Origin of the sequence: Blautia sp. MCC283, assembly GCF_018785565.1 — a bacterium.
Taxonomy (GTDB): domain Bacteria; phylum Bacillota; class Clostridia; order Lachnospirales; family Lachnospiraceae; genus Blautia_A.
This window is the reverse complement of sequence record NZ_WQQB01000066.1, coordinates 42,156-67,683: the sequence shown is the minus strand read 5'-3', so window position 1 is coordinate 67,683 and position 25,528 is coordinate 42,156. Positions and strand designations below refer to the sequence as shown.

General features: G+C 40.2%; 29 protein-coding genes and 1 pseudogene. All 30 read right to left on the bottom strand.

The genetic code is table 11. The features are described from left to right. Window positions 1-26: 26 nt before the first annotated feature. A complete protein-coding gene (locus GPK81_RS15385) occupies window positions 27-209 on the bottom strand; it encodes a hypothetical protein (protein WP_015521925.1) in 183 nt (60 codons plus the stop codon). Window positions 210-512: 303 nt separating this feature from the next. Continuing rightward, window positions 513-629 (bottom strand): putative holin-like toxin, encoded by a 117-nt coding sequence (locus GPK81_RS18065; protein ID WP_015543458.1) that lies wholly within the window; start codon window positions 627-629, stop codon window positions 513-515. Window positions 630-893: 264 nt separating this feature from the next. Continuing rightward, window positions 894-2,801, bottom strand: a complete 1,908-nt coding sequence (locus GPK81_RS15380) for an AAA family ATPase (RefSeq protein WP_023843669.1) — start codon at window positions 2,799-2,801, stop codon at window positions 894-896. A 38-nt stretch (window positions 2,802-2,839) separates the two neighbouring features. Then, window positions 2,840-4,567 (bottom strand): MobQ family relaxase, encoded by a 1,728-nt coding sequence (mobQ, locus tag GPK81_RS15375; RefSeq protein ID WP_003864580.1) that lies wholly within the window; start codon window positions 4,565-4,567, stop codon window positions 2,840-2,842. Next, window positions 4,567-4,932 (bottom strand): DUF3847 domain-containing protein, encoded by a 366-nt coding sequence (locus GPK81_RS15370; protein ID WP_015543456.1) that lies wholly within the window; start codon window positions 4,930-4,932, stop codon window positions 4,567-4,569. Before GPK81_RS15370 ends, mobQ begins: the two co-directional genes overlap by 1 nt. Before the next feature lie 200 nt (window positions 4,933-5,132). Further along, window positions 5,133-5,363, bottom strand: coding sequence for a hypothetical protein (locus tag GPK81_RS15365; protein ID WP_003864582.1), 231 nt, complete (start codon window positions 5,361-5,363; stop codon window positions 5,133-5,135). After that, window positions 5,351-5,917 (bottom strand): DUF3990 domain-containing protein, encoded by a 567-nt coding sequence (locus GPK81_RS15360; RefSeq protein WP_020944841.1) that lies wholly within the window; start codon window positions 5,915-5,917, stop codon window positions 5,351-5,353. Before GPK81_RS15360 ends, GPK81_RS15365 begins: the two co-directional genes overlap by 13 nt. Further along, window positions 5,910-6,134, bottom strand: coding sequence for a DUF3791 domain-containing protein (locus tag GPK81_RS15355; protein WP_003864584.1), 225 nt, complete (start codon window positions 6,132-6,134; stop codon window positions 5,910-5,912). Before GPK81_RS15355 ends, GPK81_RS15360 begins: the two co-directional genes overlap by 8 nt. A gap of 322 nt (window positions 6,135-6,456) precedes the next feature. Continuing rightward, the gene (locus GPK81_RS15350) at window positions 6,457-7,968 is read right to left on the bottom strand and encodes a hypothetical protein (RefSeq protein ID WP_003864585.1); all 1,512 of its coding nucleotides are present in this window, start codon (window positions 7,966-7,968) and stop codon (window positions 6,457-6,459) included. 112 nt (window positions 7,969-8,080) lie between these two features. After that, window positions 8,081-8,263 (bottom strand): DUF6440 family protein, encoded by a 183-nt coding sequence (locus GPK81_RS15345; RefSeq protein WP_003864586.1) that lies wholly within the window; start codon window positions 8,261-8,263, stop codon window positions 8,081-8,083. 33 nt (window positions 8,264-8,296) lie between these two features. Beyond that, complete coding sequence (locus GPK81_RS15340; protein WP_215707312.1) at window positions 8,297-8,611, bottom strand: L-2-amino-thiazoline-4-carboxylic acid hydrolase; 315 nt, start codon at window positions 8,609-8,611, stop codon at window positions 8,297-8,299. A 94-nt stretch (window positions 8,612-8,705) separates the two neighbouring features. Further along, window positions 8,706-9,131: an N-acetyltransferase gene (locus GPK81_RS15335; RefSeq protein WP_003864588.1), complete on the bottom strand. Its 426-nt coding sequence runs from the start codon at window positions 9,129-9,131 to the stop codon at window positions 8,706-8,708. A 57-nt stretch (window positions 9,132-9,188) separates the two neighbouring features. Beyond that, window positions 9,189-9,710: a GNAT family N-acetyltransferase gene (locus GPK81_RS15330; protein WP_003864592.1), complete on the bottom strand. Its 522-nt coding sequence runs from the start codon at window positions 9,708-9,710 to the stop codon at window positions 9,189-9,191. 346 nt (window positions 9,711-10,056) lie between these two features. Continuing rightward, window positions 10,057-10,263: a helix-turn-helix domain-containing protein gene (locus GPK81_RS15325; RefSeq protein WP_003864593.1), complete on the bottom strand. Its 207-nt coding sequence runs from the start codon at window positions 10,261-10,263 to the stop codon at window positions 10,057-10,059. A gap of 146 nt (window positions 10,264-10,409) precedes the next feature. Beyond that, the gene (locus tag GPK81_RS15320; protein WP_003864594.1) at window positions 10,410-10,820 is read right to left on the bottom strand and encodes a single-stranded DNA-binding protein; all 411 of its coding nucleotides are present in this window, start codon (window positions 10,818-10,820) and stop codon (window positions 10,410-10,412) included. 23 nt (window positions 10,821-10,843) lie between these two features. Further along, window positions 10,844-11,143, bottom strand: a complete 300-nt coding sequence (locus tag GPK81_RS15315; RefSeq protein ID WP_015543455.1) for a hypothetical protein — start codon at window positions 11,141-11,143, stop codon at window positions 10,844-10,846. A gap of 696 nt (window positions 11,144-11,839) precedes the next feature. Continuing rightward, window positions 11,840-12,694 (bottom strand): substrate-binding domain-containing protein, encoded by an 855-nt coding sequence (locus tag GPK81_RS15310; protein ID WP_015543454.1) that lies wholly within the window; start codon window positions 12,692-12,694, stop codon window positions 11,840-11,842. Between the two features lies 1 nt (window position 12,695). Continuing rightward, on the bottom strand, window positions 12,696-14,414 hold the full coding sequence (locus tag GPK81_RS15305) for a Na/Pi cotransporter family protein (protein ID WP_020944839.1): 1,719 nt from the start codon (window positions 14,412-14,414) through the stop codon (window positions 12,696-12,698). Window positions 14,415-14,586: 172 nt separating this feature from the next. After that, window positions 14,587-15,369 (bottom strand): EAL domain-containing protein, encoded by a 783-nt coding sequence (locus GPK81_RS15300; RefSeq protein ID WP_215707311.1) that lies wholly within the window; start codon window positions 15,367-15,369, stop codon window positions 14,587-14,589. A gap of 258 nt (window positions 15,370-15,627) precedes the next feature. After that, window positions 15,628-15,909: a hypothetical protein gene (locus tag GPK81_RS15295; protein WP_003864601.1), complete on the bottom strand. Its 282-nt coding sequence runs from the start codon at window positions 15,907-15,909 to the stop codon at window positions 15,628-15,630. A 14-nt stretch (window positions 15,910-15,923) separates the two neighbouring features. Then, window positions 15,924-16,271, bottom strand: coding sequence for a TnpV protein (locus GPK81_RS15290; RefSeq protein ID WP_015543451.1), 348 nt, complete (start codon window positions 16,269-16,271; stop codon window positions 15,924-15,926). Window positions 16,272-16,344: 73 nt separating this feature from the next. Then, entirely contained in the window at window positions 16,345-16,506 is a 162-nt protein-coding gene (locus tag GPK81_RS15285; protein ID WP_055298248.1) for a Maff2 family mobile element protein, read from the bottom strand. Window positions 16,507-16,627: 121 nt separating this feature from the next. Beyond that, a pseudogene (locus GPK81_RS15280) lies at window positions 16,628-17,437 on the bottom strand (VirD4-like conjugal transfer protein, CD1115 family); the annotation flags it as partial. A gap of 148 nt (window positions 17,438-17,585) precedes the next feature. Next, window positions 17,586-20,294 (bottom strand): DEAD/DEAH box helicase family protein, encoded by a 2,709-nt coding sequence (locus GPK81_RS15275; RefSeq protein ID WP_044963264.1) that lies wholly within the window; start codon window positions 20,292-20,294, stop codon window positions 17,586-17,588. 258 nt (window positions 20,295-20,552) lie between these two features. Further along, window positions 20,553-21,668, bottom strand: coding sequence for a hypothetical protein (locus GPK81_RS15270; protein ID WP_021738879.1), 1,116 nt, complete (start codon window positions 21,666-21,668; stop codon window positions 20,553-20,555). A gap of 264 nt (window positions 21,669-21,932) precedes the next feature. Beyond that, window positions 21,933-22,460: a DUF3592 domain-containing protein gene (locus tag GPK81_RS15265; protein WP_021738880.1), complete on the bottom strand. Its 528-nt coding sequence runs from the start codon at window positions 22,458-22,460 to the stop codon at window positions 21,933-21,935. A gap of 54 nt (window positions 22,461-22,514) precedes the next feature. Continuing rightward, window positions 22,515-22,892 (bottom strand): translation elongation factor Tu domain protein, encoded by a 378-nt coding sequence (locus tag GPK81_RS15260; protein WP_021738881.1) that lies wholly within the window; start codon window positions 22,890-22,892, stop codon window positions 22,515-22,517. Between the two features lie 88 nt (window positions 22,893-22,980). Next, entirely contained in the window at window positions 22,981-23,148 is a 168-nt protein-coding gene (locus GPK81_RS15255; RefSeq protein ID WP_081695227.1) for a transposon-encoded TnpW family protein, read from the bottom strand. Between the two features lie 288 nt (window positions 23,149-23,436). Further along, window positions 23,437-24,876 (bottom strand): virulence-associated E family protein, encoded by a 1,440-nt coding sequence (locus tag GPK81_RS15250; protein WP_227097757.1) that lies wholly within the window; start codon window positions 24,874-24,876, stop codon window positions 23,437-23,439. Beyond that, a complete protein-coding gene (locus GPK81_RS15245; protein WP_021738884.1) occupies window positions 24,791-25,444 on the bottom strand; it encodes a CHC2 zinc finger domain-containing protein in 654 nt (217 codons plus the stop codon). The genes GPK81_RS15250 and GPK81_RS15245 overlap by 86 nt, the downstream gene beginning before the upstream one ends. Window positions 25,445-25,528: the final 84 nt, after the last annotated feature.

The following is a 25,528-nucleotide window of genomic DNA, read 5'->3' as shown; positions in this document are numbered from 1 at the left end:
CTGATACCTCCGTTACTTTGCACATCCTACGCAGATTTCAGATTACTGAACTCATAATCATTATACTGCTTATCTTTCATTATTGCAAGTTTATCTTTTGTTTTCGTGTCACGTATTTTCTGTGCGATCACCTCTGCAAACACTTCTTTTGCGTCCTGATCACCGTCAAAATATACTCTGATGTTGATAATTTTCTTCTTCACTGCCATTGTAAAACCTCCATTTTTTGCAAAAAAAGAGCAGCTAATCCATTTTTACAGATTAACTGCCCAGACTGTTGGTTACATATATTAAAATTTTTGTATTAACATTTCAGAAATTGGGGATATAATAAAGACAGGGATAAATCCCTGTCAGATGAACTGCATATTTTAATTTTCCCATTGAAAACAAGAGGAATGTGTGGTACATTTGTTATAGGAAAAGCACCCACTCCAAAGTGGATGCCGCCTGAGTTGACTAAATGGTCTTACGACCACCGCCTATCCTGTTGGCAGACAGGATAGGCATTTTTATTTCCTCTTGTTCTTCCGATCAAGAAAGGCAATAATCGCAATTAACAGGCTACCAAAAGCGATCAGTAAACTGAGTACGCCTAAGAATATTGAGATAATCTCATAAGCTGTCATATCACGCACCTCCTTTCTTTCATCTCAGAACCCCGAAAGGCTCCGGTCTGTAAATATCAGGAGGCAGCCACACCCTGTCACAGGTGCTTCCCCGTAACATTGCTGTTACCGGATAATCATACCATTATATCCGCCATATTACAATTCATTTTTGTTCCAGATTCACAGCAATCCTTATTCTGTATGGATACCTGCTATTTCCGTTTGATTGCCTTGCACCGGCAGACGGCAGACGGCAGATAGGGTATCTATAAAGCCTGCCGTTCACTCCAAAATTCTGCCGTCACCCATTCTCCCTTGTTTTTTTAATCGAATGGTATTTTCCTGCTTTTCATTCATCCGATAATCCAGTTCTTCTTTCATCCGGCTTCTGGCTTCTCGCATGGTTCTCTGGGAGATTCCCTGTGCTTTTGCCTTTTCATCCAGTTCCCGGATTGTGACTGCATTTCCGTCTGCAAGCAGTTCATAGATCAGTTTCGTTCCCCGTTGCAGTTTTGTTTCTGTCGGCTTTCCTTCCTTTCCGTCCAGAAGATCATCTGCGGAAATCTCATAAGCTCCCACCCAGCGGAATCCTTCTTCATCTCCAAGTTTAAATGCCATCGTCTCACCTGGAGGTGCAAGAGAACTTTTCTCATGGATCAGTACTCTTGTTGTCGGGTCTTTCTTTACTTTCCCGATAAAAAGCAGGCTTCTCACCGCCGCCATGATATCAATAGAACCAAGTCCCCGGTAAGTACTCTGTGTCCCTGAAGATTTATTCAGATGTCCGATCAGCACAATCGCACAACCGGTCTTTTCAGCGATCATTCCCAGTTTCCGGAATACCGGACGGACTTCATTTGCCCGGTTCATATCCACATCGGCACCGATAAAAGCCTGTACCGGATCAATGATTAAAAGTCTGACCTGATTCTGACGGATTGCTTTTTCAATACGGTCATCGGATAACGTCAATGCTTCCTCTGTATCATCAATGACCATCACCCGACTCAGGTCTGCTCCTGCTTCCACCAGCCTCGGCTTAATCGTATCTCCCATACCGTCTTCTGCAGTCTGATAGATCACATTAAAAGGTTCAATCTCTTCCATGTTCGGGAAAGTCTTACGGTTCGTGCAGGCTGCGGTCAGCATCATGGCAAAATAAGTTTTTCCCTCTCCTGGATTGCCCTGAATAATCGTCAGTTTTCCAAATGGCAGATAGGGAAACCACAGCCATTCTACACTGGTCTGTTCAATGTCTTCATAACACAACATCGGCACCAGTTCTTCCTTCTCCGGTACTTTCATTGTAACTGTTTCAATGATTGATTTCTTCCTGTCTGCATTTTTATCACAGAGGATTTCATTCCAGTCCTTTCGGGACGGTTTCAGACGGATGACACTGTATCCGTCCGGGATTTCTATTGCCAATTTCTCACTGGCTTCATTCCCTGCATGGTCATTATCCAGGCACAGGAAAACCGAAGTAATCTGAGGGCGTTCAGAAAGAAAAGCCATCAGTGCCGCACTGGAAATGCCACCCAGACTCAGGTAGCTCCGCTTTTTCCAGTCTTTGGGAAATAATTGGATAAAAGAAAGCAGATCAATGGCTGCTTCAAACACAAACAACTGATTATCCGTCCCTCTGTGACAGAATCCGTAAGATTTATCAGATTCAGCCACATCTCCCCGGTATTTTGTTTCACCAGTTCCCCTGCAATGGGCATATCTTGGAATACCGTCTGCATCTCTGCCAACAAACACCACATTATGGTGCTTCTTTTCTTCATAAATATCCCCACTGCCGATCCATTCCTCCACCATATTCTTTTCAATCCCTCTGTTTTCTGTCAGATATCTGATGATTCTATCATTATTTTCCTCTTTCTCTGGTAATCGGAAGTCAGGGGACGGGGCGGGGCAGGTACTGTTCCTGCCTTCGCCTTCCTCCCCGGTTAGCATCTTGACAGCTTCCGGAAATGTGGCATTGTAAAATTCCATCACAAAATCCACCGGATAACCACCCCTCCCCTGACTGTGCCTGTACCACCGGTTTCCGGATACCGTTACACTGTCATGCTTTTTCCAACGGTATTCCTTTCCGCTTTTCCCTAGTTGTTCTCCCTGTGCGCTCAGAAAAGAAACAAGATCTGTCTGATTTGCTCTTATAATTTGTTCTTCTGTATACTGCATTTTGCTCATCCTTTCCCGTCTGTCCTGCTGACAGACTGTTATAAACTCATGTCATAGTTTCGCTTTTTCTTCACTGCCTGTTGTTTTGCATCACGCTCTGCACACTCTTTCTTTTTTTCATCCAGTTTTCTCAGAAGAGAGGTCTTCTTTTCTGGATTCTGCTCCGACTGGTTCAACGGCTGTTGCTCTGCTTTCCCGTTTTCTTCAAGAATCTCTTTCGCCTGAACTGTGTAAAATGTCGGGAACTTCACCTGCTTCTCCCTTTTTTCTTCTGAACGCCCGGAAGTATCTGCTTCTGCCATTTCCCGGTCACGTCTGGCAATATCCGCACAGCTCTGTACCTTTTTCACAAAAGTTAGTTCCTCCTGGTACGGCTGATTATCTGCTTTCAGCTCTTCGATCCCCGCCTGAAGTTCTTCTTTCTCCCGTTTCCATCTGGCAGTTGGCACTTTTCCATTTTTATCCAGATGTTGTTTCAGTTCCCGTTCACATTTGCGGTAATAATTGATTTCTTTTTTATGCTGCTGATAATATCTCTCCCGTCTTTTCTGAAAATAGAAATGGTTATACTCATCAATCAATGGCTGATTTGTTTTTATTACCTCTGCCATCTTTTCCAGATTCTCAAGTTCCTTTAACTGTTTCCGCTTTTCAGAAATTTCTTTTTTACTGACAGAAACAACACCGTTCAGTTCCTCAATCCGTTCCTGCAAGTCATCCATCGTTTCTATCTGATGTGTCTGAAGATAACTGATGGATTTTGCAAACTCCTGTAAATTGGAGAGATTCTTACCTCTCTGTTTCATCTCCGCATAAAAATTGGGAAGTGGTGGTCTGCCCTGTGTCTTTTTATCATAATAATCCTGCAGGCTTTCCAGCAGTGTCGGGTTCTGCCTGCGATCCAGCTCTGCTTTCATTTCCTCATAAGCTGTCTTCATCCACTGAATGGATTCTTTCAGAGAAATAAACATCTGGTTAAACTGCCGGATTGCCCGGTTCAATTCTCCGATCACCGTTTTGATTCCCTTTTTCTCCATTGCCCGGACTTCATATCCCTCATGGATGGTCGGGATCAGGTCAATCCCCTGTTCTTTGTAGGAACGGTGGTCGATTCTGGATGCCATGTGGCACTCCCTGAATTTCCCATTTACTTTCTCTGTCCATGCCCGCCGCCATTCTTTTAAAAGCTCCGGATCATTCCATCCGGTAGTAGAAACAGCATTGAACATATCTTTTCCTTTGGCATCCTTCACCCGGTTTCCATCCTCATCAAGAATATATTCCCTTCTCTGCTTATTGCCCCAGATTCCTTCCTCTGTAAAAGGACGGATTGGGACAAGCACATGGAAATGGGGATTATCCGGTTCTTCTTCATTTTCCGCTTTTCCCTCATGGACTGCCAGATCCACGATCATGCCACGTGCCACAAACTGCTCCTGGCAGAACTCTTTTGCCAGTCTGATATTTTCCTCAAGTGTCAATTCATTCTGCAGTGCAATGTCAAACGAATAGGCAAGCTGTGCCTTGTTGTTCCGTTCCACATGCTCCACCTCGTTCCAGAGTGTTTCCCTGTCAGTCAGACGCTCTGGCACATACTCCGGTGTCAGGATTTCTGTAAATATCACACCTGACTTGCTCGTATAATCGTGTATCTTGTTGTAATAACTGTCAAAAATCCTCTGCCCGGAAATATAGGCTGCGGAAGCGACCACCATCTGCCCTTTCCCTCTGGATACATTCCTTACTGAAAAATGATACAGTGCCATTAACTGTCATCTCCCTTCTCTGTCTTTTTTACTGCTTCTGCAATCTGCTGTTGATCTTTGTGTAAGGCGGCTATATGAGCCTGCCGCACAATACTCTTGTTGTAACTGCTGTTCTGCAGTTGATTCATCATGTCCTGGACGTCTTCCTGTTCCAGATCTCTGGACAGCGGAAATACTTTCTCAAACTCTGCCCCTTTGACAATCAGCCGGTGGGAACGTTCCCTGCGTTCTACCAGCTTCTTCCGCTGCTCCAGAATGTTTTTGTGGTGAATTGCTGCCTCCAGTTCCTGTCTGCTCTTTTCCATGTTGGCCTTCAGTTCCTCCAATGACATGGATTCATACTTTGGATTTTTTGCTCTGCTCATTTTCTTGTACTCCTTCTTTTTTCTGTAAACAAAAAGAACCGGCTTATTCATGAATGCCGATTCCTGGGTATAAAAAACTGAGGTCGTTGTCCTGTGATTAGGAAATGCTGACCTCAGCGTTTTTGAAATATTTAATTGTTGCTCCTTGGAATGAAAGTCTTTGTCACCATTGTCGTATAAATTTAAACTCACATCCCATATCAGGATTTCTTTAATTCTTCCATATACAGTTCAGCTATATATGCCGGACCAGTGCACCACAGCTTTGTCTTCTCATCATACAGTGCTTTTCCTGTCTTTGAACACAAAAAATCTGTCAATACCTCGTTTCTGTCCTTGCCTGTCTCTTCTGCGATTTCATCTGTCACCATAGTGATCAGAAGGTCGATTGTATAATTCATTTTTTCCTTTGGAATTGTTACTTCAGCCATATCTTCTCACCTTTCACAAATTTCAGACACTCAATAGCTGCCTCAGTTTTAAAGCAGTATTGATCTTTCAATTTATTCGGCAGCAACTGTCTGATACAGAAATCGTCTGCTACTTTATCACCTGCAGTCCCAAAAGCACCCGCAAGATAAGCGGTAAGAGTAGCGTTTGTTGCATCATCCGCAATCTTTCCTGCAATGATATCATATTTTGCCATTTCACGTTCAACCTCAATAAACATTTTTTTCTTTCGGTGAGCGGCGATACAATGTAACCAGTCCACATCTGCATTTTCAAAAATATGCGTTTCAAGATTTTCTGAAAGTTTGAATTCAAAAGTTGAAATATATCCAAACTTCTGCCCCTCTTCAATTGTTCCGGTTGCGATGGCTTTGGCTATTGAGGTTCTCAGAAAACTTTCTGCCTGTTCCTTTGATGTGGTTAAATAAAATCCCTGTCCAAAATCTTTTCTCTTTGCACATTTGGCAAGATCTGGCTCTTTTACTTCACAATAACTTCCATGATAGAGAACAAATCCATCTTTTAACTCAAGCACTAATCTCTATCCCCTTTCTTTGCAAAAATTCAGTAATATCTTCAAGCACAGCTTCATCGCCTTCACAATGAAAAATCCCATAGCATTTTTCTATATATCCAAGAACATCGGCTTCTTTAAACAAGTGGATAATCTGTTCAACAGGTAAATGCCACTCTTCTGAAGCAAGCCGGATTAGTCTTGTTTGCATAAAAGTAATCTCTGTTTTCTCACTCATTATGAATCCTCCTCATTTTCTTAGTCAGTAAAACCGGAATTGTTGATTACCAAGGCATATTTCCAAATCGACTAATAAAAGTTACTGTTAGTCCGGTTTTATCAATCATTGCAAGTTTTACGATTGCGCCTGTACTGTTTGCTTTCCTCCGTCGACATTCAAATCTGTTGCCGTGGCACCTGGATCAGCGCAGTTCACCTCTTATGTCTTGGAGTCCTTTTGCATACTTCCAAAAGAACCCAGTCCGCTTGAAACATTTACGATAATAGTTTTATTTTTTCTCTCATTGTCATACAATGCACCTACTTCCCCAGAATTTATTTTACCACGTATTCTTCTGTTCGTCTGTCACCTGCATCGTATCTGCATTTACCAGATAAAAATCTACCAATTCGGTCTCGTAATTGCCATCCGGATATACTTTTTCTAACACCAGTTCTTCGCAGGAATTACCATCTGCATCTGTCTTGGAACCATTATCGTACAGACAGTATCTCACATTTACCGTATTACCGTTCTTTGTTTCCTGCGTTTCGCTGACGACAGCATAGACTTCTCCCTTTGCATTCGCCGTGTAACTGAACGCCATATTTTGAAGTGTATTCTGCTCCTGAAGGTAATTATAAACTGCCAGCATTGCATTTTGAATTGTCAGACCATCATGCTGCCCTTCTGTCTCGTAATCTTCTATGGTATTTCCACTCTGAATATCCTCTGAATCTGTTGAATTCTCTGTATCCAAATCCGGTAATTCTGTAGTATCCTCTTCTTGATTATCTTCTTCATCTATTGTATCCGAAGACCACCACAGACCATCCATACTCTGCATAACAAATGGATTATTGGTTCTGTATCTCCGTTCACCACCATAATCTTCCTGCACAGTTATATACGTATATTTGCTGTCACAACCAGTCACCGTTTCTGTTCCATCCATTCCGAACACTACACTCAGACCACTCATTCCAATAATCAAAAGTGCAAATATCGCAGCAGCTCCATAGACAATTATCAATGCCACTTTGTTTTTACCGAATTGTATGGATAATGCCTGGCAATTGTGTCTGTATAAACTCACGATCCCCCAGATCAAAAGAACCGCCAGACTGATTGTAATAACAGTAATCGATATTTCTGCGAAACGATATCTCACTTCATATCCCATATCACGTTTTATACCATACCACAATCCATAGAAGAAGGTACTATACGCAAGAACCAAAGTAATGATACTGATCCGTATCGGATGCTCTTTTTTATCCGGCACTGCCTTCTTCAGTGCCTCTGCCATCTGCGCTGCCGCTCTCTGCTCTATCCACATAGCAAGCTCTGCTTTTGACGGATATGTGCATTTAGTATCCGGAATCCCTGCGTAACACATCTGGCTCTCTTGAATCCCTGTCGCATCTCCTGCTGCCATTGCTGTAACCACTTTCAGGTAATAATACAACTTCAACTGTGCTGGATTGAATTTATCTATACGAATATCTGCCAGCTCCTGTGCAGCCCGTTCATAATTGTTAAGGAGTACACTCATCCGTGCCATAACCAAAAGCATCTGATTCGCTACAGCAGGGTAACGGTGATATTGCTTCTCATATAAATACCGTGCATACTCATGTCGTTCTTCCGGTGTTAACCGATAGGACTTCTTTCTATTCTGTGCCAGCATCGCAATTCGCAGACCATAAGCCAATTCCAAAATTGCAATCAGCTGGCAGATAAATGCACCAAATCCCCAGATATCCGTTGTATACCGCACATAGGTCACCAACACAATGCCTAGCATTGCCGGAATCACGATCAACCATTTTGTCCAACCTGATCTTCTCATAAAAATCTCCTGAATTGTTTTTCTGAATATAGTATATTACCGCACACACCAATCGACCATATACATATTGTGACGATGCTGTTACTTACCATAACAGTTGCTGTTTCTAAGGTCATCTATTTATAGCCTGAGAAATAACTGGTTTCCCATCTCTGTCCAACAATGGAGTCAGTCCACCTGAATACCCACATGCATGATATAAATAATTCACACCAGTTTCCTTATCCACCCATATCTCAGTAGTAGTTAATGCTCCCTGAGAATATATTTTTTCAAATCTCTCTTCTTTCGCCATTTTCAATTTCCTCCCATAATCAATTTTTCGGTTTTATAAAAAATGTTTCTCTGTTACTTTCTCGATTGTATCATAACATACAGTTCCATCTTCGGCAATCGTCGATTTTCTGATAAATCTCGAATGATGCTTTAATACTCCATAAGCATACCAGTCATGGTTGCAAAATACTTTGCAGAACTCTGCATAGCCATGTTCCTTACAGGTATCGAAATACAGACACCTGCTGATTTCATAAGTAAATCCACTATCATCATCCTGCAAAATTTCTGTCTCCCAACATACCTTTTTTTCGCCCTCCAGATCATCTACCAGAGACTGTCTCACAATCTTATAGCCATTCGGCAATAAATCGACATGCTTTTTTCTCTTTTTCCGTTACCATATTTTCTCCCAACTTGCACACTAAGTCATAATTTTCCAAACACTAAAACTTGAATTTCTATTTCTGCTGCCATGCCATTACATAGTCTTTTTCTCCAGTAGCTTCATCCAAACCGCTATACTGAATCTCAAATCCTTCTCTTTGATAAAAGGATATTGCCCGTGTATTTTTTTGATATACATTTAAGATTAATTTGTTTCTTTTTCCCTTTACATAGTTTAGCAAAATTTTACCTATACCTTGAGATTGCATTTCGGCAGAAACAAAAATACCTTCAATGTATTCGTTACTTAACCCTATAAAACCCTGTATTTCCTGTTTATCCTCGTAAACATAGACAGTTGCCTGTAATAGAAGTTCTTTTACTAACTCAAAATTACTTTTCCAATATTGAGCAGAGATAAAATAATGTGTCTTTATATTTGTATCTAACCATATTTCTGCAACTTTATTTATATCCACTTTCCGTAATTCTCTAATCATAACGGTGATGCTCCTCAAACTCCGATTTTCTCAATTTTTCAAACTGGAATTTACGAACTACAATATCTTTTCGAGAAAAAGATGGTTTTTGTGTGCAATTACATCTCCAACTTTTTTAGAAGCACTAGCAATTATTTCAAATCCATTTTTTTGATACAAAGATAGCGCAGGAATATTTTGACTTCCTGTATCCAAACGTAGTGCCCTGCAACTATTTTTTTGTGCTAATTCTGTAGCGAATTTTATTAGTGATGATGCAATTCCTTTACCAGACATACTCGGACGTACCATTAAAAGGTGAATTACCATTACCTCATCTTCAGATAATTTTTCTTTCCAAGGAATAGTTGCATATTCTATTGGTTGAACTTTATCAATAATGATACTTCCAACAATTGTTCCGTTTTCTTCATATACAAACAAAGCACCAGCATAAATAGCCCGTTCTGCATCATCTTTCGTTGGATAAACCCCTTTCTTAAATACAGTAAAGGCTGTATGATTCAGTTCATACTGGAAATGCTCATTGTAAGTATCTTCAATCGAATTAACATCTTTTAGTATTGCTTTTCTAATCATAAAATCTCTCCACAAATTTTGATTTCACACTTTCTTTCCCCTTATATGTCTATATCTGAAATATTCAGTCACAAACTTTATCAGGGATAGGCATCTGTGCCGCAAGGGGATCTTCCCCTTGTACGAAATCTCTGATTTCGCTGTATTTCCCGGTTTGAGATTTCTTGAAATCGGGAACAGCACCGCAGGTCGCACGATACAGGCAGATGGAATTGCCTGTATAGAAGTGCGCTCTTAGCGTTGCTAAGAGATTTATGCCGTATCCGGCGTGTTATCTTTTTTCAATTTCTTTTTTCGACTTCTGAAGCATTCTTCCAGTTTTAATAATTTGACATGTCTGCTCTTGTTACTCATCATCTGTAAATTCCAGCATCTCATCAACGGTGCAGTCCAGCTTCTTGCAGATCTTCTCAATCGTCTCCATTGATACATACTGGTTTTTTCCCATCCTGGCAAGAATATTTCCACTGATCCCGGTGAGGTACTGCATCTCTATCCGCTTCATATTTTTATCTATGAGCATTTTCCATAATCTGTTATAACTTACGCCCATAAGCAACCTCCATATTTTTCATCTGAACATATTTTGATTATATCACGATTTCGTTAGGTTGAATACCTGTAATTTTTGATGTCTTCTGTAAAATGGAAAAGAGGATGCCCCGACAAAGGGCAACCTCTCCAACCATTTACTTCGGTTTAGTCGAATGGAACCTCACCTTCCGGTGCTTCCATAAATCCGTCCTTATCTGTTTTCGGTGTTTCCGATGAATCAGCTCCAACACCATTATCCTTGTTCTGGGCAAATTCATGTTCTTCCACGATCACATCTGTAGTATAAATTGTTTTCCCGTCCTTGTCCTTATAATTGCCAGTGCTGATACGACCGCCAATCACAATCCTCATTCCCTTGTGAAGATATTTCTGTGCAAACTCTGCACTCTTTCCGAATGTGACACAGGAAATAAAATCCGCTTCCTGTTCACCGTCACGTTTATATCTTCTGTTTACCGCCAGTGTATATCTTGCTACTGCCATATCATTATCTTTTCCGGCATATTTGATCTCCGGATTCTTTGTCAGTCTTCCCATTAAAACCACTTTATTCATAATCGTTACTGTCCTTTCCGCAGCTACGCTGCCATTGCATATTCTTCATCATCTGTTTCATCGTCCGGCATAAACATTGCACATGCTTCCGGTGGATTGGTATCATCCGGTGAAAATATTTTCCGGATCATTTCATACATGATCGGATACCGATATGCGATTTCTTCTCTTGCAAGGAATCTGCATACCCTGTAAAGATTCTTTTTCATTTCTTCATCTGTTGTAAGCATGGCAACCAGATGGATTCTCTCCCTTGTATAAATCAGATTCGGGCATCCAAACCAGTTAATCAACTGCATTTCTTTCATTTTCAGTTCTGTCATAAACTGCTCCTTTCCGGGCATTTTGCCCTGTAAACATTGTCATCAGTTTCATTCGTCCGGCGGTCTGGCGTGCGTTTCCCTGTCACCTGCAGCCGTCTCAGACTGCCTCTGCCTGCATCAGCAGGTCACTGACCATAAGGCTTCGGTCAGCCGCCCATCATCGGGAGTGTCATTATAATTTCGCTCGCTCTCAGAAAAAGAAAGGTCATGGCATAACTCCTGTTAGGCTTCCAGGGTGCACTTATCGGTTGTCAAGGTTCATCGAAGGAACATTCCAAAACGTCCTCTGATTACTAGAGTCAAATGACTTCGCAAGATGCAAAAGATTCGTGATATTTTTTTGCATTTTTATCATTTTTTCTTTTACTTTTGTTAGTCCCTTCACATACTCTGTACTGAGACAGGCAAAAGCGGACATCTTTGGGGTAAAATTTTTAAAATAATTGTTCCTCTACCTATAAAGCCTGGGAAGCGGTATTTACCAACCCCCTTTTGCAAGTTTTTTTCGCATAAATGAAATATTCCCTCACTAATAGCAAGTTTCAGAGGGCATTTGGACGGTACTTTTGCAGAAAAAATTATTTTTCCACTAATCACACGTGGGAATTTGAAGAATGTCAGATAATTTTGAAAAAATCCAAAAAAGAAGCACCGACCGTTATAGTCAGTGCTTGTAAGATATTATATTCGTTTTTCTCAGGAAAGATCATCCCAGTTTTTATATGTTCCATTGTACAGACCTGTAAGTTGTTTTATTGTAAGATTTTCCAGTGGATTTTCTTCATTTATCACAATAGCTATAGCATCTTTTCCAATGACTTTTGTTTCCAGAAGCTCTGCTTCATAATCCTTTAATTCTCTGGATGACATTGCGAAATCACACTCTCCACTTATCACCGCCGTAATCCCTCTTGAAGAATCTGTTGCTTTTACTTCTATTTCAGCATTTGGATTTTGTTTCTGATAGTCATCTGCCAGTGCTTTTACCATTGGTTCCATTGAAGTGGATCCTTCAATCAGAATCTTTCCTTCTGACTTGTCAGAAAGGAATGTTGTTGTACTGTCAGCCTGAATACAATATTGTTTCACAATATCCTGTCCTTTACTCTTTACATAAGTCAGGAAATCCTGTTCCACATCTGTCAGTTCTCCATTATAAGCCAGATAATAATCCCTGCAAAGAGGATAACTGTTATTGTCTATTGTTTTCTCAGAAGGAAGAACTCCGTTGATTTGAAGTATTTTTCCATTCGTATCTGTTGCGGAACTATATGCGACATAACCAACTGCGTTTTTATCTTCTTCCACCTTTTTCAGAACTTTCTCTGTAGAATCAACAACTATTCCTGTATCACTCTCAGGCAGTTTCAAAAGATTCTCAAATTCTGCTCTGGTTCCTGACCCTTCTTCTCGTGATACAGCTGTGACAGCTCCCATAGCAGACAGATCCGGCAATGGCTCTTCCTCGGTTCCACATGCTGTTATTCCCGTTGCCAGCATTATCATTATCAGCAGAAGTGCAGATTTTCGGATGTTTTTTTTCTTTACCATTTTATACTGCACCTCTTTCCATCATTGATTTTCCCGTCTCTTCATCAAGGTTTATAAAAGCCACATTATCACAGGCTTCTTCTGCAATGCTGACACAATTATCTGCCATACGGTCAAAATTATACATGATCCCAGAAAAATATCTTGTCATAGACGCATCACAAACCTCATTTTTTACACGGTTTAAATGTGCCTTACTGTATTTTTTCTCTGCTTTATGCATTTTTTTCTTATTTTTAAAAACTGTTTCAGCCACTACAGCATCACCCTTACGGATTGCCTCCATTGCTTTCTTTAAAAGCTGCTGGATAATATCAATGCAGTCTTCCATTTCTGAGGAGGCTTCACTGGTCAGTCTTTTTCCATTGTTATTTACTTTTTCACATATCTGGTCAATATCTTCACATCTGTCTGCAATCCTCTGAATACTATTGTTTACATACAGTAACCCTGCCGTCTGCTCAGACTGTTGTTCTGTAAGGTTTCCGCTTGCGAATAATCTGGTAATATATTCTGTCACACTGTCCTGTAACTGATGTACAATCTCCAGATTTTCTATAAACGAACCATGAGTTTTTGAGTCTCCATCTGCTACAATCGCCGTTTTTAAATCACTTAACAGAGATTCTGCCAGTTCTCCAAGTCGGTTCAGTTCCTTAGATACCAGAACCATAGCAGCCGCCGGCTGTTCAATCACTTTCATATCCAGATATTTGGGTTCAAAAGCTGCTTTCTCTGTTTTGTCATTTCCACGGATGATTGTTGTAACAATTTTTACCATCAGCGGAATCAGTGGCAGCCAGACCAGTGTACAGACGATATTAAACGTTGTATGTGCATTTGCAATCTGTCTTGAAATCACATCAATCTCATTTCCCTTTGGTGAAATAAACTGGACAAATTTTGCAAACCACGGAACCAGGAAAATAAAAACGCAGCTTCCACTGATATTAAAAATACTATGCGCAATTGCTGTACGTTTTGCATTTTTAGATTGTCCAATTGATGCAAGAAGTGCTGTGATCGTTGTACCTATATTATCTCCAAGAAGAATCGGAATCGCACCGGTAAGCCCTATTACACTGCTTACTCCGTCCGGTCCTGCCTGTGATGCAAAATTCTGCAGAACTGCAATCGTAGCTGAACTACTCTGCACAACCAATGTCATGACCGCTCCCAGTACAACACCAAGAACCGGAATGGATGAAACTTTTCCCATCAGATCAACAAAGACCGGACTTCCCGCCAAAGGTTTCATGACTTCACCCATGATTTCAATTCCTTCAAATAAAAGTCCGAATGAAAAAATTACCATACCGATATTTTTAACCTTTTCTTTTTTGCTAACAAAGTTCAGAATAAATCCAACAAAGATAATTGGATAAATATAATTGCTGATTTTAAATGCCATCAGCTGTGCCGTCATAGTGGTTCCTATGTTGGCACCAAAGATAACAGAAATTGCCTGCGGAAGACTCATAAGTCCCGCACTGACAAAACCGATAACCATAACTGTCGTCGCTGAACTGCTCTGCAATACAGCTGTTACAAGTGCTCCGGCAAGTGCTCCCATAATTGGATTTCTTGTAAGAAATCCAAGGATTTTTTTCATTCGTTCTCCTGCGGCTTTCTGAAGTGCATCACTCATGCTGTTCATTCCATAAAGGAACAAGGCAAGGCCACCGATCAGACCAAAAACCACTTTCACATTCTCGTTCATTTCTCTTTCCTCTCCTGTTATTATATAAGATCTACATTTTCCTATACAATTATAGAAGACAGAAATCAAATCTATGTGAGTGCTTGTGTAAAATAGGTGTAAAAATCAATGGAAATCTTTATAATGTTATAATTGACTTATTCATTTTTCACCTGCTGACATATAGTTTTCATTACGATTTATTATTCAGTCTACGTAATACCAACATCGCCTCATTCCTTACATTTTTGAACGTTCTGTCCGGTCTTCCAAGAAAATATCCTTGTCCGTAATGAACACCTAATCTACACAGACACTCCAACTCTGCTTCTGTTTCTATCCCTTCTGCAATCAGAATTGCTCCTGTCTCATTACAGTAATGCAACAGAAATTCCATCATAATTTCCTTTTTCTTATGTTTTTGAATATCTCTGACCAGTTCTATATCAACTTTTAAGTAGTTTGGCGATGTATTTACTACACGGTTCAGACCAGAATATCCAGCTCCAACATCATCCAAAGCTATTTCATATCCCTGATCTGCATAATGCTTCATAATCTGTTGCAGAATCTGATAGTTTTCTATATCCGACCGTTCCGTTATTTCAAATACAATGTCACAGGACGGTACTCCGGCTTTCGCAGCCTTACGGTTTGTAAATCCCTGTATGAACGATTTATCCTGAATGATATTACCATCTGCATTAAGAAATAATTTTGCATGTTCTGGTTTATTCGCCGCTGCCTTCAATGCTTTATTTCTGCACAATTTTTCCAATTTCCAAACACAGCCTACCTGTTCAGCAATCACAAACAAATCTGAAATCATAAGAGTCGTATCATGCCTGTCGATACGACTAAGAGCTTCATATCCTGCCACATCTCCAGTCTGTAAATTTACAATCGGCTGAAATACCGGATATATAGCCTTTCTTTCTAATATTTTATAAAATTCATCTGCATTTTTTACTTTCATTATTTCTTCTCTGCCTCTGTGAATACATTTTCTGTAACCCTATCAACCCACTATATGATATCATCACTTTTTCATCCTTCAATCAGATTTAAGTAAAATCATAGTAAATTTTCACCATTGTTCAGCCAGACCAATTCTTATATAACACAAAGCAAATACGTACTACCACCTGTTTTTTATTATGAAAACTATATTAAATGAGGCTCTTACTGTCTATACAATAAAAGCCTCGTTATATATAGTCTATGTTCTGATTATTCAGATCTTACTGTCTTTTTCACACACCAGTCTTTCATAATCCAGAAATCCCCGGATATACATTTCTTTTGCCACAATTCCCTCCATTGCATTTTTCGCTGAAATAATCCTGTCCAGTGTCTGCCACATCTCCTGTCCGCCATCTCTGAGGACCGGTTCCAGTATTTCTATGTAATGATGAATTTCTGCTTCCAGAGTGAACATCTCCGGGTCAGATTCAAGAAATCTTTCCAGCTCCCGCTGGTATTCTTCATAATAACTTTCAATCAGTTCTCTTCTCATATCTAGAATCCCCCTTATACATAAATCAGTTCCTGCTTGATGATCTCAGCAGCCCGGTTGCGGATATTGTTACAGTGGCATAGCCATTCCATAGGATTCTGTCTCTTCAGTTCCTCGGAAACTCCCTCCGCACTTCGCATCTGAGTTTCGATCAATTCAAAGCGTTCCTGTGCCTGTTCATTCAGATCTGCCAAATAACTGTCCAGCCTGGCGGTCAGAAGAAGATATGTATAAGTTCCAGATTTATGTTCTTTCAGATATTCCTTCCGAAGCATTCCCCATAAGCCAATCGGTCTGGTTTCCTCCGGGTAGTAAAGATTCGGTAAATAATAGTCTCCCACTTTTGTGTATTCGATTTTCATGGTGTCTCCTTTCGCTTTGCATGAAATTGTCATGTTATCTGCGTAGGATGTGCATTTTCTCTTTAAAATCTTTTCACATAGAAGACATTAAGTGTTTGATGCCCTGGCTCTTAGCGCCGGGATTGTCATTCCCATATCCTTCCAGAAGGTTTACGACACCCCACACGCCAAGACCTGCACCGATTGCGACTACAAGAGTTTTTAAAGTTGTAATTGCACTGCTAAAAAATGCCATATACATTCACCAAAACTGACTTTTTTCAGGTGTTTACGGGAATGAAAAAACACCGACTAAAAAGCCGGCGCACCTAATGTCAGTTATTCCTTTCCTTATTATTTTTCGTTCATTCCCAAGGTTACTCCGACAGATCTACTTGAATTACTTCCACCTCTTCTTCAGATTTCGGTGTGTACTGCGGATTTAACTCTTTCTCAACCTTGTATCGGTTCTTCTCGTTTTCATCTGCAAGAAGCCGATAGTTTTTGTGTTTCGTAATATCATATTTGTCTGAGAAAAATGGTCTGGCACCACGGATCTGCAGGATACATTTTCCTCCATCCATGACTGCAATCTCGTCCTCTGTCATCAACTGTTTCCCCAGTTTCTGATAATTCAGTCCAAAAGATTTCTGATTGCTTCTTGTCTCCGAAGTGTTATACAGGTCAATGGTTTCCTTACCCAGAAGCTCACTCATTTCCTTTAATGTGGTCTTCTCTTTCCCACCAAGGAATAAAGTCGTATCACAGTTGCCCAGAATGGTATCTGCACTATCCTTATACATTGCCTTTAACTGGCTCTGTGACTGCAAAATAATAGAAGCAGAGATTTCCCTGCTTCGGATGGTTGCGATCAGCTTGTCAAACTGAGGAATTTGTCCGATGTTGGCAAACTCATCAGCGATGACACGCACATGCACCGGAAGTCTGCCGCCATATTCATCATCTGCCTTGTCGCAAAGCAGATTGAAAAGCTGTGACTGCAGCATCGCAATCACAAAGTTGAATGTGGTATCCGTATCGGACATAATCAGAAACAAGGCTGTTTTCCTGTCTCCGATCTTATCCAGTTCCATTTCATCGTAAGACATGATCTCACGAAGCTCTGCGATATCAAATGGGGCAAGTCTGGCACCACAGGAAATCAAAATCGACTTCGCCGTTTTGCCAGTAACAAAATGTCAATAGTTTTTTAATCATTTTTCTCAAAAAGGCAAAAAAATAGAACGTATAGTTTATTTCCATACGCTCTATCTCACATTTCATATTAAATTTTGAATTCTACAAATTTTTTATATTTCGTTGTCAATATGTTTTCTACTCTAACGCCCCTTTTACTTTTTTGTGGGAAATGCACCGCTCCTCCCGATTGGCAAGTGCCTTCACCCTGCCTTCTAACAGAAGTTCCCTTCCTTTTTCATTTCTTGTATACACACAGTCATAATTTCCGATATACGGATGCATGCATTTTGCAAAACGTTCCGCATCCTCCTTCTTTTTCGAAAAACAATTTGGAATGGCATAGAAACCATTCAGTCCTTTGTGTCCCTTCTTTTTCACAAGTATGTAACGCTGGTTGTCGATCACATCAAAAAATTCATTGACACACTGTGCGAACAACGCTTTATCCCTGCCGCTTCCACCGGACAGATAAATAATATGGTTATCCGGTCCGTTTGATTCTGTCTCAACTTTACAGTGTGTTTCTTCCAGAAGCTGTTGCTCCTCTAATGCTTTGCGGATTCCATTTCCAAATGCCTTTAATCTTTTTAGCGGACTTCCCAACATGAAAATTTTCGGGAAACGTATCATAATTCCAGCCAGTCCGGCAGCAATGAAGAAGTAACAGGTTCCGGCCAGGATACCATTTTGGGACGCTGCAGCAACAATACCTGCCCCAATTGCCCCGATCAGACACAGAATTCCTGACAGGATCATTGTAAGAATCGCATCCCAGAAAACAACACTTGTGACAAATTTGTCTTTTACTTCTGTCTCATCCACAATATCCATTTTGTCATAGACTGCAAGTGCACTGTTCCAACGTTCTTTTAACGTATCGCGCTGCCCCGACATTTTCAGCATTTGTCTGTTAATCCTGTCAATATTCGTTTTATTAAATGGCGTTTTAATAACTGACAACCGTTTCATTCCATTTTCAATCGTATTTTCTGTATAATGCAGACCGAGAAAATGTTCCATCCTTCGCTCCAGCATACTGTAATCTTCACTGATCTGATTGTCATCTGCCTTTAGCACTTCGTTCCACGGTCTTAAACAGACTAAATGCCAGATGTTACTTGTTTTTTCCGGATGTTCTTTCATCACACGGATGGCACGCCCTCTCATCTGGTTGCTTAACATAAATGAGCCTACAAAGCTTGCAAGGATCAGGGAATTGATACAAGGAGAATCCCATCCTTCCCCTAACAGCGATTTTGTACCGATCAGCACCTGCATATAGCCTTTTGAGAAAATATCTGTTACCGCCCCTGTGAGAAAATGTGCATTTCCAACCGCTGTCACTTTAAGATAATCTGTTTCAGAAAGATTTCCGATCCTGCTGAATGTAACTTTTCCGCTCATTCCGATCGCCTGCTCTAATGCTTCTCTTGCCTCTGCCGGAATGATCACAATCGTTCCACAAAGCACCCCAAAACGGATTTGTTCGTTTTTCTTTTCATTGTCACGACGGAGCATCTCAAAAAACGGAAGCACTCCAAGTGAGTTAACATCATATTCTGTATTTCCAATTGCTTTTTCATATTCTTTCCGGATGTAATCTGTCAAAACAAGCAGCCTCAAATCCTGACCGGATGCCTCATATTCATGGAACACAATATCACGGATGCTGTTACATTTTCCAAGGGAATTTGTGAGCATTTTTTCCACTGCCGCACTTTTCGTCATGACGACTTTTTTCTTTTCTATCAGACCGTCGGATTTTAAATCAGCAATTAGCAATTCACGATATGTCTTGTCACACAGGTATGAATCCACATCATCATACAAGAATCCCTGTAACAGACGCTCCATCCATTGCACATTCATGTCCGGTAATTTTTTTGCCCCCAAAAGCCTCTGTAATCTGGACGGAATTGCAATATTTTTGCTCTGTAAATAAATCAACAGTGATGCCAGATATGCCGGATTATCCAGAAGCAGATCATCTGAGAGCTGTCCACTGAACCCCTTATGGCTTCTTACGTACGTAAGGAACTGAGTATCCCGCATGATTTTTTCTGTCATTGCTTTACTGCGTTCTTCAAAACGTCTGACTTCCTTCTCTTCTTCTTTTGTTGGATAGTTGAAGTAAACATAATCCTGATGCGGACAGAGGCTTCCCTCTTTTACGAGCTCCGGTATCGTAATCTCTTCATCGATCTCTCCACACATATTCATGTACCGCGTCCACATAGCCGGTGTGGAATCATATGGTGGTGTTGCTGTCAAAGCGATGATTTTAAGGTTATTCACCTGTTTTTTGAATTCTTCTAATGCTTTCCACCATTCACTTCGCAAGTGGTGGCATTCATCCAGACAGAGTACTTCGATCCCAGCCTCTTTCATCGTCCCAACCAGATCAAAACCGCTGTAATCTACTTCCTTTGTCTCTGTTTTCGCCGGGCACTCGTCTGTGCCTGTGCCACTATCCTCACCTGCATCTTCCTGTATTCCCTGAAATCTTGTCATGGCACTGTGTAATGCCTGATAGGTTGCAACCGTGATCGCCTTTGGCTGTTTTAAATTCTGTGAAAGATAATCTTCCCCCTGTATGCCCTCACATAAAAAAGCTTCCTCAATCCTTGCGATCCACTGCTCCCGGATCGTAATGGATGGTGCCAAAATCAGTGCTTTTCCGTTCATCCTGCGGATCAGTTCAATTCCCAATGTCGTTTTCCCGGATCCGGGTGCCGCTACAATATGTATTTTTCCATCTGCCATGTACCTGTCTGCGTGTTCCAAAACCCTTGCCTGATACCTTCTCCATGTTCCTTTAAACTCTAAAATACCTTCGTAATTCATAATCATCCATTTTCCTCTGCTTATTCCACTTTTTCTGTGGTCTGTAACTATTATATACAACTGCCAATTTTCTTACAAGAAAGATTCCGTGTCCAATAAGAAGTATGCCTATGTTGGGATATTTAAATCATTCTGCATCCTCAAAGCAAATGAATTTAAATAGAATTTCAGGTGTGCCTGTGATAAAATATTAATAAGTTTAACAACTGAAATTTGACTGTATCATTTTGTTCATCAAATTTATTATTCATAAGGTGTCTATTTTGATCCTAAGAAGAAATGAATTTTAGGTCTTGTATATTCATCAAACTGATCTTCTGTCTCTGTATCAAATGAACAAGACAAACTGATAGGCGCATCCTGATCATAGAAACGGAAACTCTTATAAAATGTCCCATTTAGAAATTCATCTTTAAATTGTTGTGGAATAGCCTGATAAGATAATATCTCAGGATTAGATACGGATACATTTAAATTCTCAAAAGACTTTTGTAATGTCGCAAAATCTTTTTCTGTCTGCATTAAATTCTCTTCTAAACTCTTATTAATATCCACACCTTCTACATATGAGATATTGATGATAGTACCACTATTATTGACTTGAACATGAACATAACAATCAGTAGCACCTGAATCTCTTAAATATCCCATAACAGTATAACTTGATCTACTACGTGATTCATTTGGATTGTCTGCATGTACTCTTACACATACAGGTTCTAATGCCTTTTTTACTATTTCTACTTGTTTTGCAGAAGCTGCAATTCTTTGATCCATTGCCTGCTTTCCTTTTATATATTGAGGTATATAAGTACCGACTACAATAAGTATTGGGATAACTGCAAAGGCAATGAGTTGTTTTTTTATATCAGGAATAGGGATTCTATAAGCATGTGCCATGTTCTCGGCATTACTTCCTGCTTCAGATAACATATCTATAGATGTAGAGACTGTACTTACTGCACCAGCCACCTGCATAGCACTTCCTATATTCTTTGCAGTATCATTATCACTTTCTTTAAGGAATCGACCAACAGCTTGTGACGCCAAAGCAGCAGATACCTCTTTAGAATAATCTGTTTCTGACTGTTTCACATTTAATCTACCTATAAGAGATTTCCATTTCTTACCGTTCATTCCAAACTTAGGGGCAAGTGCACAGAAACAGAATATAATAACATATATAATGACAAATCCTAATGCAGTAAACATCCCTGTAGGCTGAAAACCTTTGTTTTGGAATACTAAATCATCTATCATCTCTAATGGTACTATTAATGCACATTGTACAAATGAAAAGATGAGTGCAACCACTGCAATCTTTGGATATATACAATATCTTTGAATCATTTTTTTCTCTTTATTGTTAATCATGGATATCACCTCTGTTTCTAGTATAACTTATTTTTGAATGAAAAAAGAGCGATATTTTGCTCTTACTATATTTGTTTCTTAACTAAAAGGAAATTACGAATATTTTGATGTTTAATACCATACTCAAGTTTGATTGTATCATGGTTCATCCTTGACCCGTTAGAGGGCAACGCATTTAATCCGAACAGCTCATTTAAAATAATATTATTCCTTTATAATTCTACAAACTTGAATTTTGTCTGATTACCAATTATCTTTTGTAATTTATAGCTGCATCAAAAAGAATACCAATACACTCAAGAGTATCGTTACTATTCCCATTATGATAAACATCATGGAAGTAAAACTTTTTGAAATTGGTCTATCAACATAGCACTTTTTAGGATTGTTTGGATTATAATAAACTGTCATCTTACTGTTGATAGGCCACAACTGCTCTGCAAGTTGACGCAAATTTGCAATGGATCCAGTTTTTACATGTAGCCAGCCTTTTTCATCTTCATAGACTTCTGATTTCACCGGTACGGGTACTCCAGATATTTGCGTTGTTTTAATTCCACAAAATATTTTCTTTGTTTTATAACAAGTTCCATTCACAAAGTACTCCACGATTGGATACACCCTTCCATTTCCCGGAAACCCATATTGTTTAACAATACCGTCTGTCTGCTTTGTACACAATTGATTCTGTCTTTTTACAATGATATTGAAAGTAACTCCTAGTAAAACCAATATTACACCAAGACCTCCAACTGTCATCAATTCTAACCATGCAATTTGTATTTCTGTCATAGTTTCATCACCTCAAATTCCAGTTTTCTTGATTCTGCAAACTTGAATTTGTAATTACATTCCATACATATTGGCATTCTTTACAATCACTCTATCTCCTTTTTCTAATTGTTCCTTAGAAACTCCTCTTAACCCAAGTCCAACATGTTCTGTTTTATATCCACAACCATTTGATTTTCGTTCTTTTGTATGTATATCGATGTTAGTAATTATAGTCTCTAATACACCTCCATTTGTTTTATAAACACACGCATTTTCTCCTTCTCTACACATTCCTGTTGATATGTTTCCTGTGACAACTGTTCCACCCCCCATAATTGTAAATACATCATCAATAATCAATTCAAAGTCTTCTTTTAAACATAATGGAACATCTAATCTGTTCATATACTCTTTTTCTCGCTCTTTTTTGCTTTTACCAAATAATCCCATAGTGTTTCTCCTTTATAACTTCTAATTTGTTGCTCAAATCATATCACATTTTCAAACATATCTCAATTCCAATTGTCTCTGCCCCCATCTATTGCATTGCCTTTCGGCTTGCTTCTGTAACCAGCATCCGGTTAATCTTTTCTTGCATGGTTTCCTTTGCATCTTCATTGAAATGATAGCGGACAACATATACTGTCTGCCCGATTTTCTTTGTAAATGTGTTTCCCTCTGTTTTTTTATTCATCATTTTTTCCATAATCATCTATTTCCTTTCTTTCCTGTGCCCGACAGAGAGAGGTTTGCTTCTGTCCCTGCCGGGAGTTTATCGGCACGCTGACAACGCAAGTGTCAACATAGGGTTTGAAACTTTTTTCGGGTAGTTATTTCTGTTTTCCAAAATACTATTGAAAAGTTTTTTGAATGTTCTTGTTGACACCTGTTAAAAAGTAGCTGAAACACCGGTAAATACAAAGGATTTTGGTGTCAACAAAAATGTCAACAAGCAGTAAATTTCCGGGTAATCAGTAGCCTTTCGGCATCAAAATCAGCCTTTCTCTCTGTCGGGCAGATCAAATGGCAGCTCCAACTGTTCTGCTTTCGTCAGCTTTGTAAATCCATCTTTATCCGGTTCGTTGCCACCCTCTTCTTCTGCTCCTTCCCTGATCCAGCTTCTCTGTCTGCCATATCCTTCCTTTGAAAATCTGTGGACTCCGGCTCTCTTCCAGCCAGTGATCTGCGTATCCATAATGGAACAGATCTCATTTGTCTCGAATTTTTTCGGCTCCCGGTCAAAATGGTCAAAGGCTTCTTTCCAGATCTGGACGGAACATACATGACTACCTTTATAAGCGTCCAGCCAGCCTTGTATCATTCCTGCCATCGTATCTTCCTGTGTGAACTGTTTTCGGTATTCACTGATCTCCTGCTCCATTTCCTTTGAGAACTTCAACAGGCTGCTCTTATTCTCCGTTGACCAGTAGATTTCCATTACTTCTGCCCACAACTGGTCAAAATAGGATCTGGCTTCTTTTTCATCATCGAGGATATGCTTCTCTGCCTTACTGCTGTCTATAGCAATCGGCAGGAACCGTCTTGCCCCGGTACGGTCAAAAGGAATGAACTGCCTTGTGTTCGTTGAACCTGCAAAGATACACTGACGCTTCCGGTCTTCCTCATATTTATCATAAGGGTTCCGGTAAGTGTCTTTCTGTCTGGTCAGGAATGACTTGATTTCCTCATTGCTCTTTGCACTGATTGCAGCAATCATCTCCGACATTTCCATAATCCAGTGTCCCCGGAGATGCTCGTATATCTTACTGTCATTCAACTGCTTCAGATCATCAGAAAACCAGTCATCGTTCAATGCAAGAAAACGGAAAAATGTGGATTTTCCGGCTCCCTGCTGACCTACCAGACAAAGCATTTCATCTGCTTTACAACCGGGGCGGTAGATTCTGCTTAATGCTTCCATCAGGAAGTGCTTCACAACCTCATAGACAAAATCCGAAGCATCTGCCCCCATATACCGTTGCAGAACATAACGGATTCTCTCCTGCCCGTCCCACTCCAGTTGTTCCAGATACTCACAGATCGGGTGGTATGCCCGGCTGTTGGCTTCTATGCGAAGTGCCTTATCCATACATTTTTCACTTGTGAGTTTGTAATAGCGTTCAAAGAAATAGTAGAAATAAGTCCTGCCATCATCATCCAGCTTGCAGACTTCCTCATTCCACCAGAGTTTTTTTACAATATCAATCCTGCCTGTCAGCTTGTTGTATTTCATACTCTCACGCACAAGCGGATCATTTCTCAGCACAACCATATAATTTCCAACCGTTGCTTTCGCAGTTCCTTTCTGTGTATATTCCAGCATCTGTTTCACTTCATCGACTTTGCTTTTATCTACCATCCGGAACATTTCTTTCATGGCATCTTTCTGTTCTTTTGTGGCGATCTCCTTTATCTTCTCTTTCGCATTGCTCAATCCGCTCCACCTCCTTCCATTTTTCTTTTACAAGTGCTTCCTTATCTGCCCTGTCCCCAAAGAGCAGGATATCCAGATAATACTCAACAACTGACAACTCCCTGAGAGCAGTCATAAACTTTTCATGCCATTCTTCTGTCCGTGTTTTTGGTGCATACTGTTCTTTCCATTCCAGAAGCAGGCTCAGATAATCCAGATAGGCTCTCAGGCATCTCAGATGTTTTTTCTGCCAAAGTTCTTCTGGTGTCGGCTCTGGCTTTTTTGCTGAAACGCTTCTCCTGTTCTGCGGTGATCCCCTGTCCCTGCCGGAATAAGGAATCCCAAAATCATCTGCCAGCTTCATGGCTGCATCTTTCAATCCAATGTCAAACAGTTGTGCCGTAAAATCAATGGCATCTCCTGTACAGCCACACCCGAAACAATAATATCTCCGGTCAACTTTCATGCTGGGTGATTTGTCATTATGGAAAATGCAGCGGATCAGTCCGCTCCTGTTGGGCTTTAACCCATACCTCTCCGCAGCCTGCCGGACGGTCACATTCTGTTTTACTTCATCAAATAATCCCAATTCGTTTCCTCTCTTTCTTAAATCTGCTTCCCAAATCTGGGAAGCAAGTTTTCACAAAAAACAAAAAAGCACTTTGTCCTGTCC

Excerpts from the sequence above, each read along its gene's own strand:
- GPK81_RS15380 (WP_023843669.1), bottom strand. The coding sequence starts at position 2,801 with ATGCAGTATACAGAAGAACAAATTATAAGAGCAAATCAGACAGATCTT.
- GPK81_RS15305 (WP_020944839.1), bottom strand. The coding sequence starts at position 14,414 with ATGAACGAGAATGTGAAAGTGGTTTTTGGTCTGATCGGTGGCCTTGCC.
- GPK81_RS18065 (WP_015543458.1), bottom strand. The coding sequence starts at position 629 with ATGACAGCTTATGAGATTATCTCAATATTCTTAGGCGTACTCAGTTTA.
- GPK81_RS15270 (WP_021738879.1), bottom strand. The coding sequence starts at position 21,668 with ATGATTAACAATAAAGAGAAAAAAATGATTCAAAGATATTGTATATAT.
- GPK81_RS15355 (WP_003864584.1), bottom strand. The coding sequence starts at position 6,134 with ATGAGTGAGAAAACAGAGATTACTTTTATGCAAACAAGACTAATCCGG.
- GPK81_RS15320 (WP_003864594.1), bottom strand. The coding sequence starts at position 10,820 with ATGAATAAAGTGGTTTTAATGGGAAGACTGACAAAGAATCCGGAGATC.
- GPK81_RS15310 (WP_015543454.1), bottom strand. The coding sequence starts at position 12,694 with ATGGTAAAGAAAAAAAACATCCGAAAATCTGCACTTCTGCTGATAATG.
- GPK81_RS15385 (WP_015521925.1), bottom strand. The coding sequence starts at position 209 with ATGGCAGTGAAGAAGAAAATTATCAACATCAGAGTATATTTTGACGGT.
- mobQ (WP_003864580.1), bottom strand. The coding sequence starts at position 4,567 with ATGGCACTGTATCATTTTTCAGTAAGGAATGTATCCAGAGGGAAAGGG.
- GPK81_RS15295 (WP_003864601.1), bottom strand. The coding sequence starts at position 15,909 with ATGAGAAGAGAACTGATTGAAAGTTATTATGAAGAATACCAGCGGGAG.
- GPK81_RS15275 (WP_044963264.1), bottom strand. The coding sequence starts at position 20,294 with ATGAATTACGAAGGTATTTTAGAGTTTAAAGGAACATGGAGAAGGTAT.
- GPK81_RS15335 (WP_003864588.1), bottom strand. The coding sequence starts at position 9,131 with ATGATTAGAGAATTACGGAAAGTGGATATAAATAAAGTTGCAGAAATA.
- GPK81_RS15365 (WP_003864582.1), bottom strand. The coding sequence starts at position 5,363 with ATGGCTGAAGTAACAATTCCAAAGGAAAAAATGAATTATACAATCGAC.
- GPK81_RS15345 (WP_003864586.1), bottom strand. The coding sequence starts at position 8,263 with ATGGCGAAAGAAGAGAGATTTGAAAAAATATATTCTCAGGGAGCATTA.
- GPK81_RS15300 (WP_215707311.1), bottom strand. The coding sequence starts at position 15,369 with ATGAAAGTAAAAAATGCAGATGAATTTTATAAAATATTAGAAAGAAAG.
- GPK81_RS15265 (WP_021738880.1), bottom strand. The coding sequence starts at position 22,460 with ATGACAGAAATACAAATTGCATGGTTAGAATTGATGACAGTTGGAGGT.
- GPK81_RS15325 (WP_003864593.1), bottom strand. The coding sequence starts at position 10,263 with ATGGGCGTAAGTTATAACAGATTATGGAAAATGCTCATAGATAAAAAT.
- GPK81_RS15255 (WP_081695227.1), bottom strand. The coding sequence starts at position 23,148 with ATGGAAAAAATGATGAATAAAAAAACAGAGGGAAACACATTTACAAAG.
- GPK81_RS15285 (WP_055298248.1), bottom strand. The coding sequence starts at position 16,506 with ATGGCATTTTTTAGCAGTGCAATTACAACTTTAAAAACTCTTGTAGTC.
- GPK81_RS15260 (WP_021738881.1), bottom strand. The coding sequence starts at position 22,892 with ATGGGATTATTTGGTAAAAGCAAAAAAGAGCGAGAAAAAGAGTATATG.
- GPK81_RS15350 (WP_003864585.1), bottom strand. The coding sequence starts at position 7,968 with ATGAGAAGATCAGGTTGGACAAAATGGTTGATCGTGATTCCGGCAATG.
- GPK81_RS15330 (WP_003864592.1), bottom strand. The coding sequence starts at position 9,710 with ATGATTAGAAAAGCAATACTAAAAGATGTTAATTCGATTGAAGATACT.
- GPK81_RS15315 (WP_015543455.1), bottom strand. The coding sequence starts at position 11,143 with ATGACAGAACTGAAAATGAAAGAAATGCAGTTGATTAACTGGTTTGGA.
- GPK81_RS15370 (WP_015543456.1), bottom strand. The coding sequence starts at position 4,932 with ATGAGCAGAGCAAAAAATCCAAAGTATGAATCCATGTCATTGGAGGAA.
- GPK81_RS15290 (WP_015543451.1), bottom strand. The coding sequence starts at position 16,271 with ATGAAAATCGAATACACAAAAGTGGGAGACTATTATTTACCGAATCTT.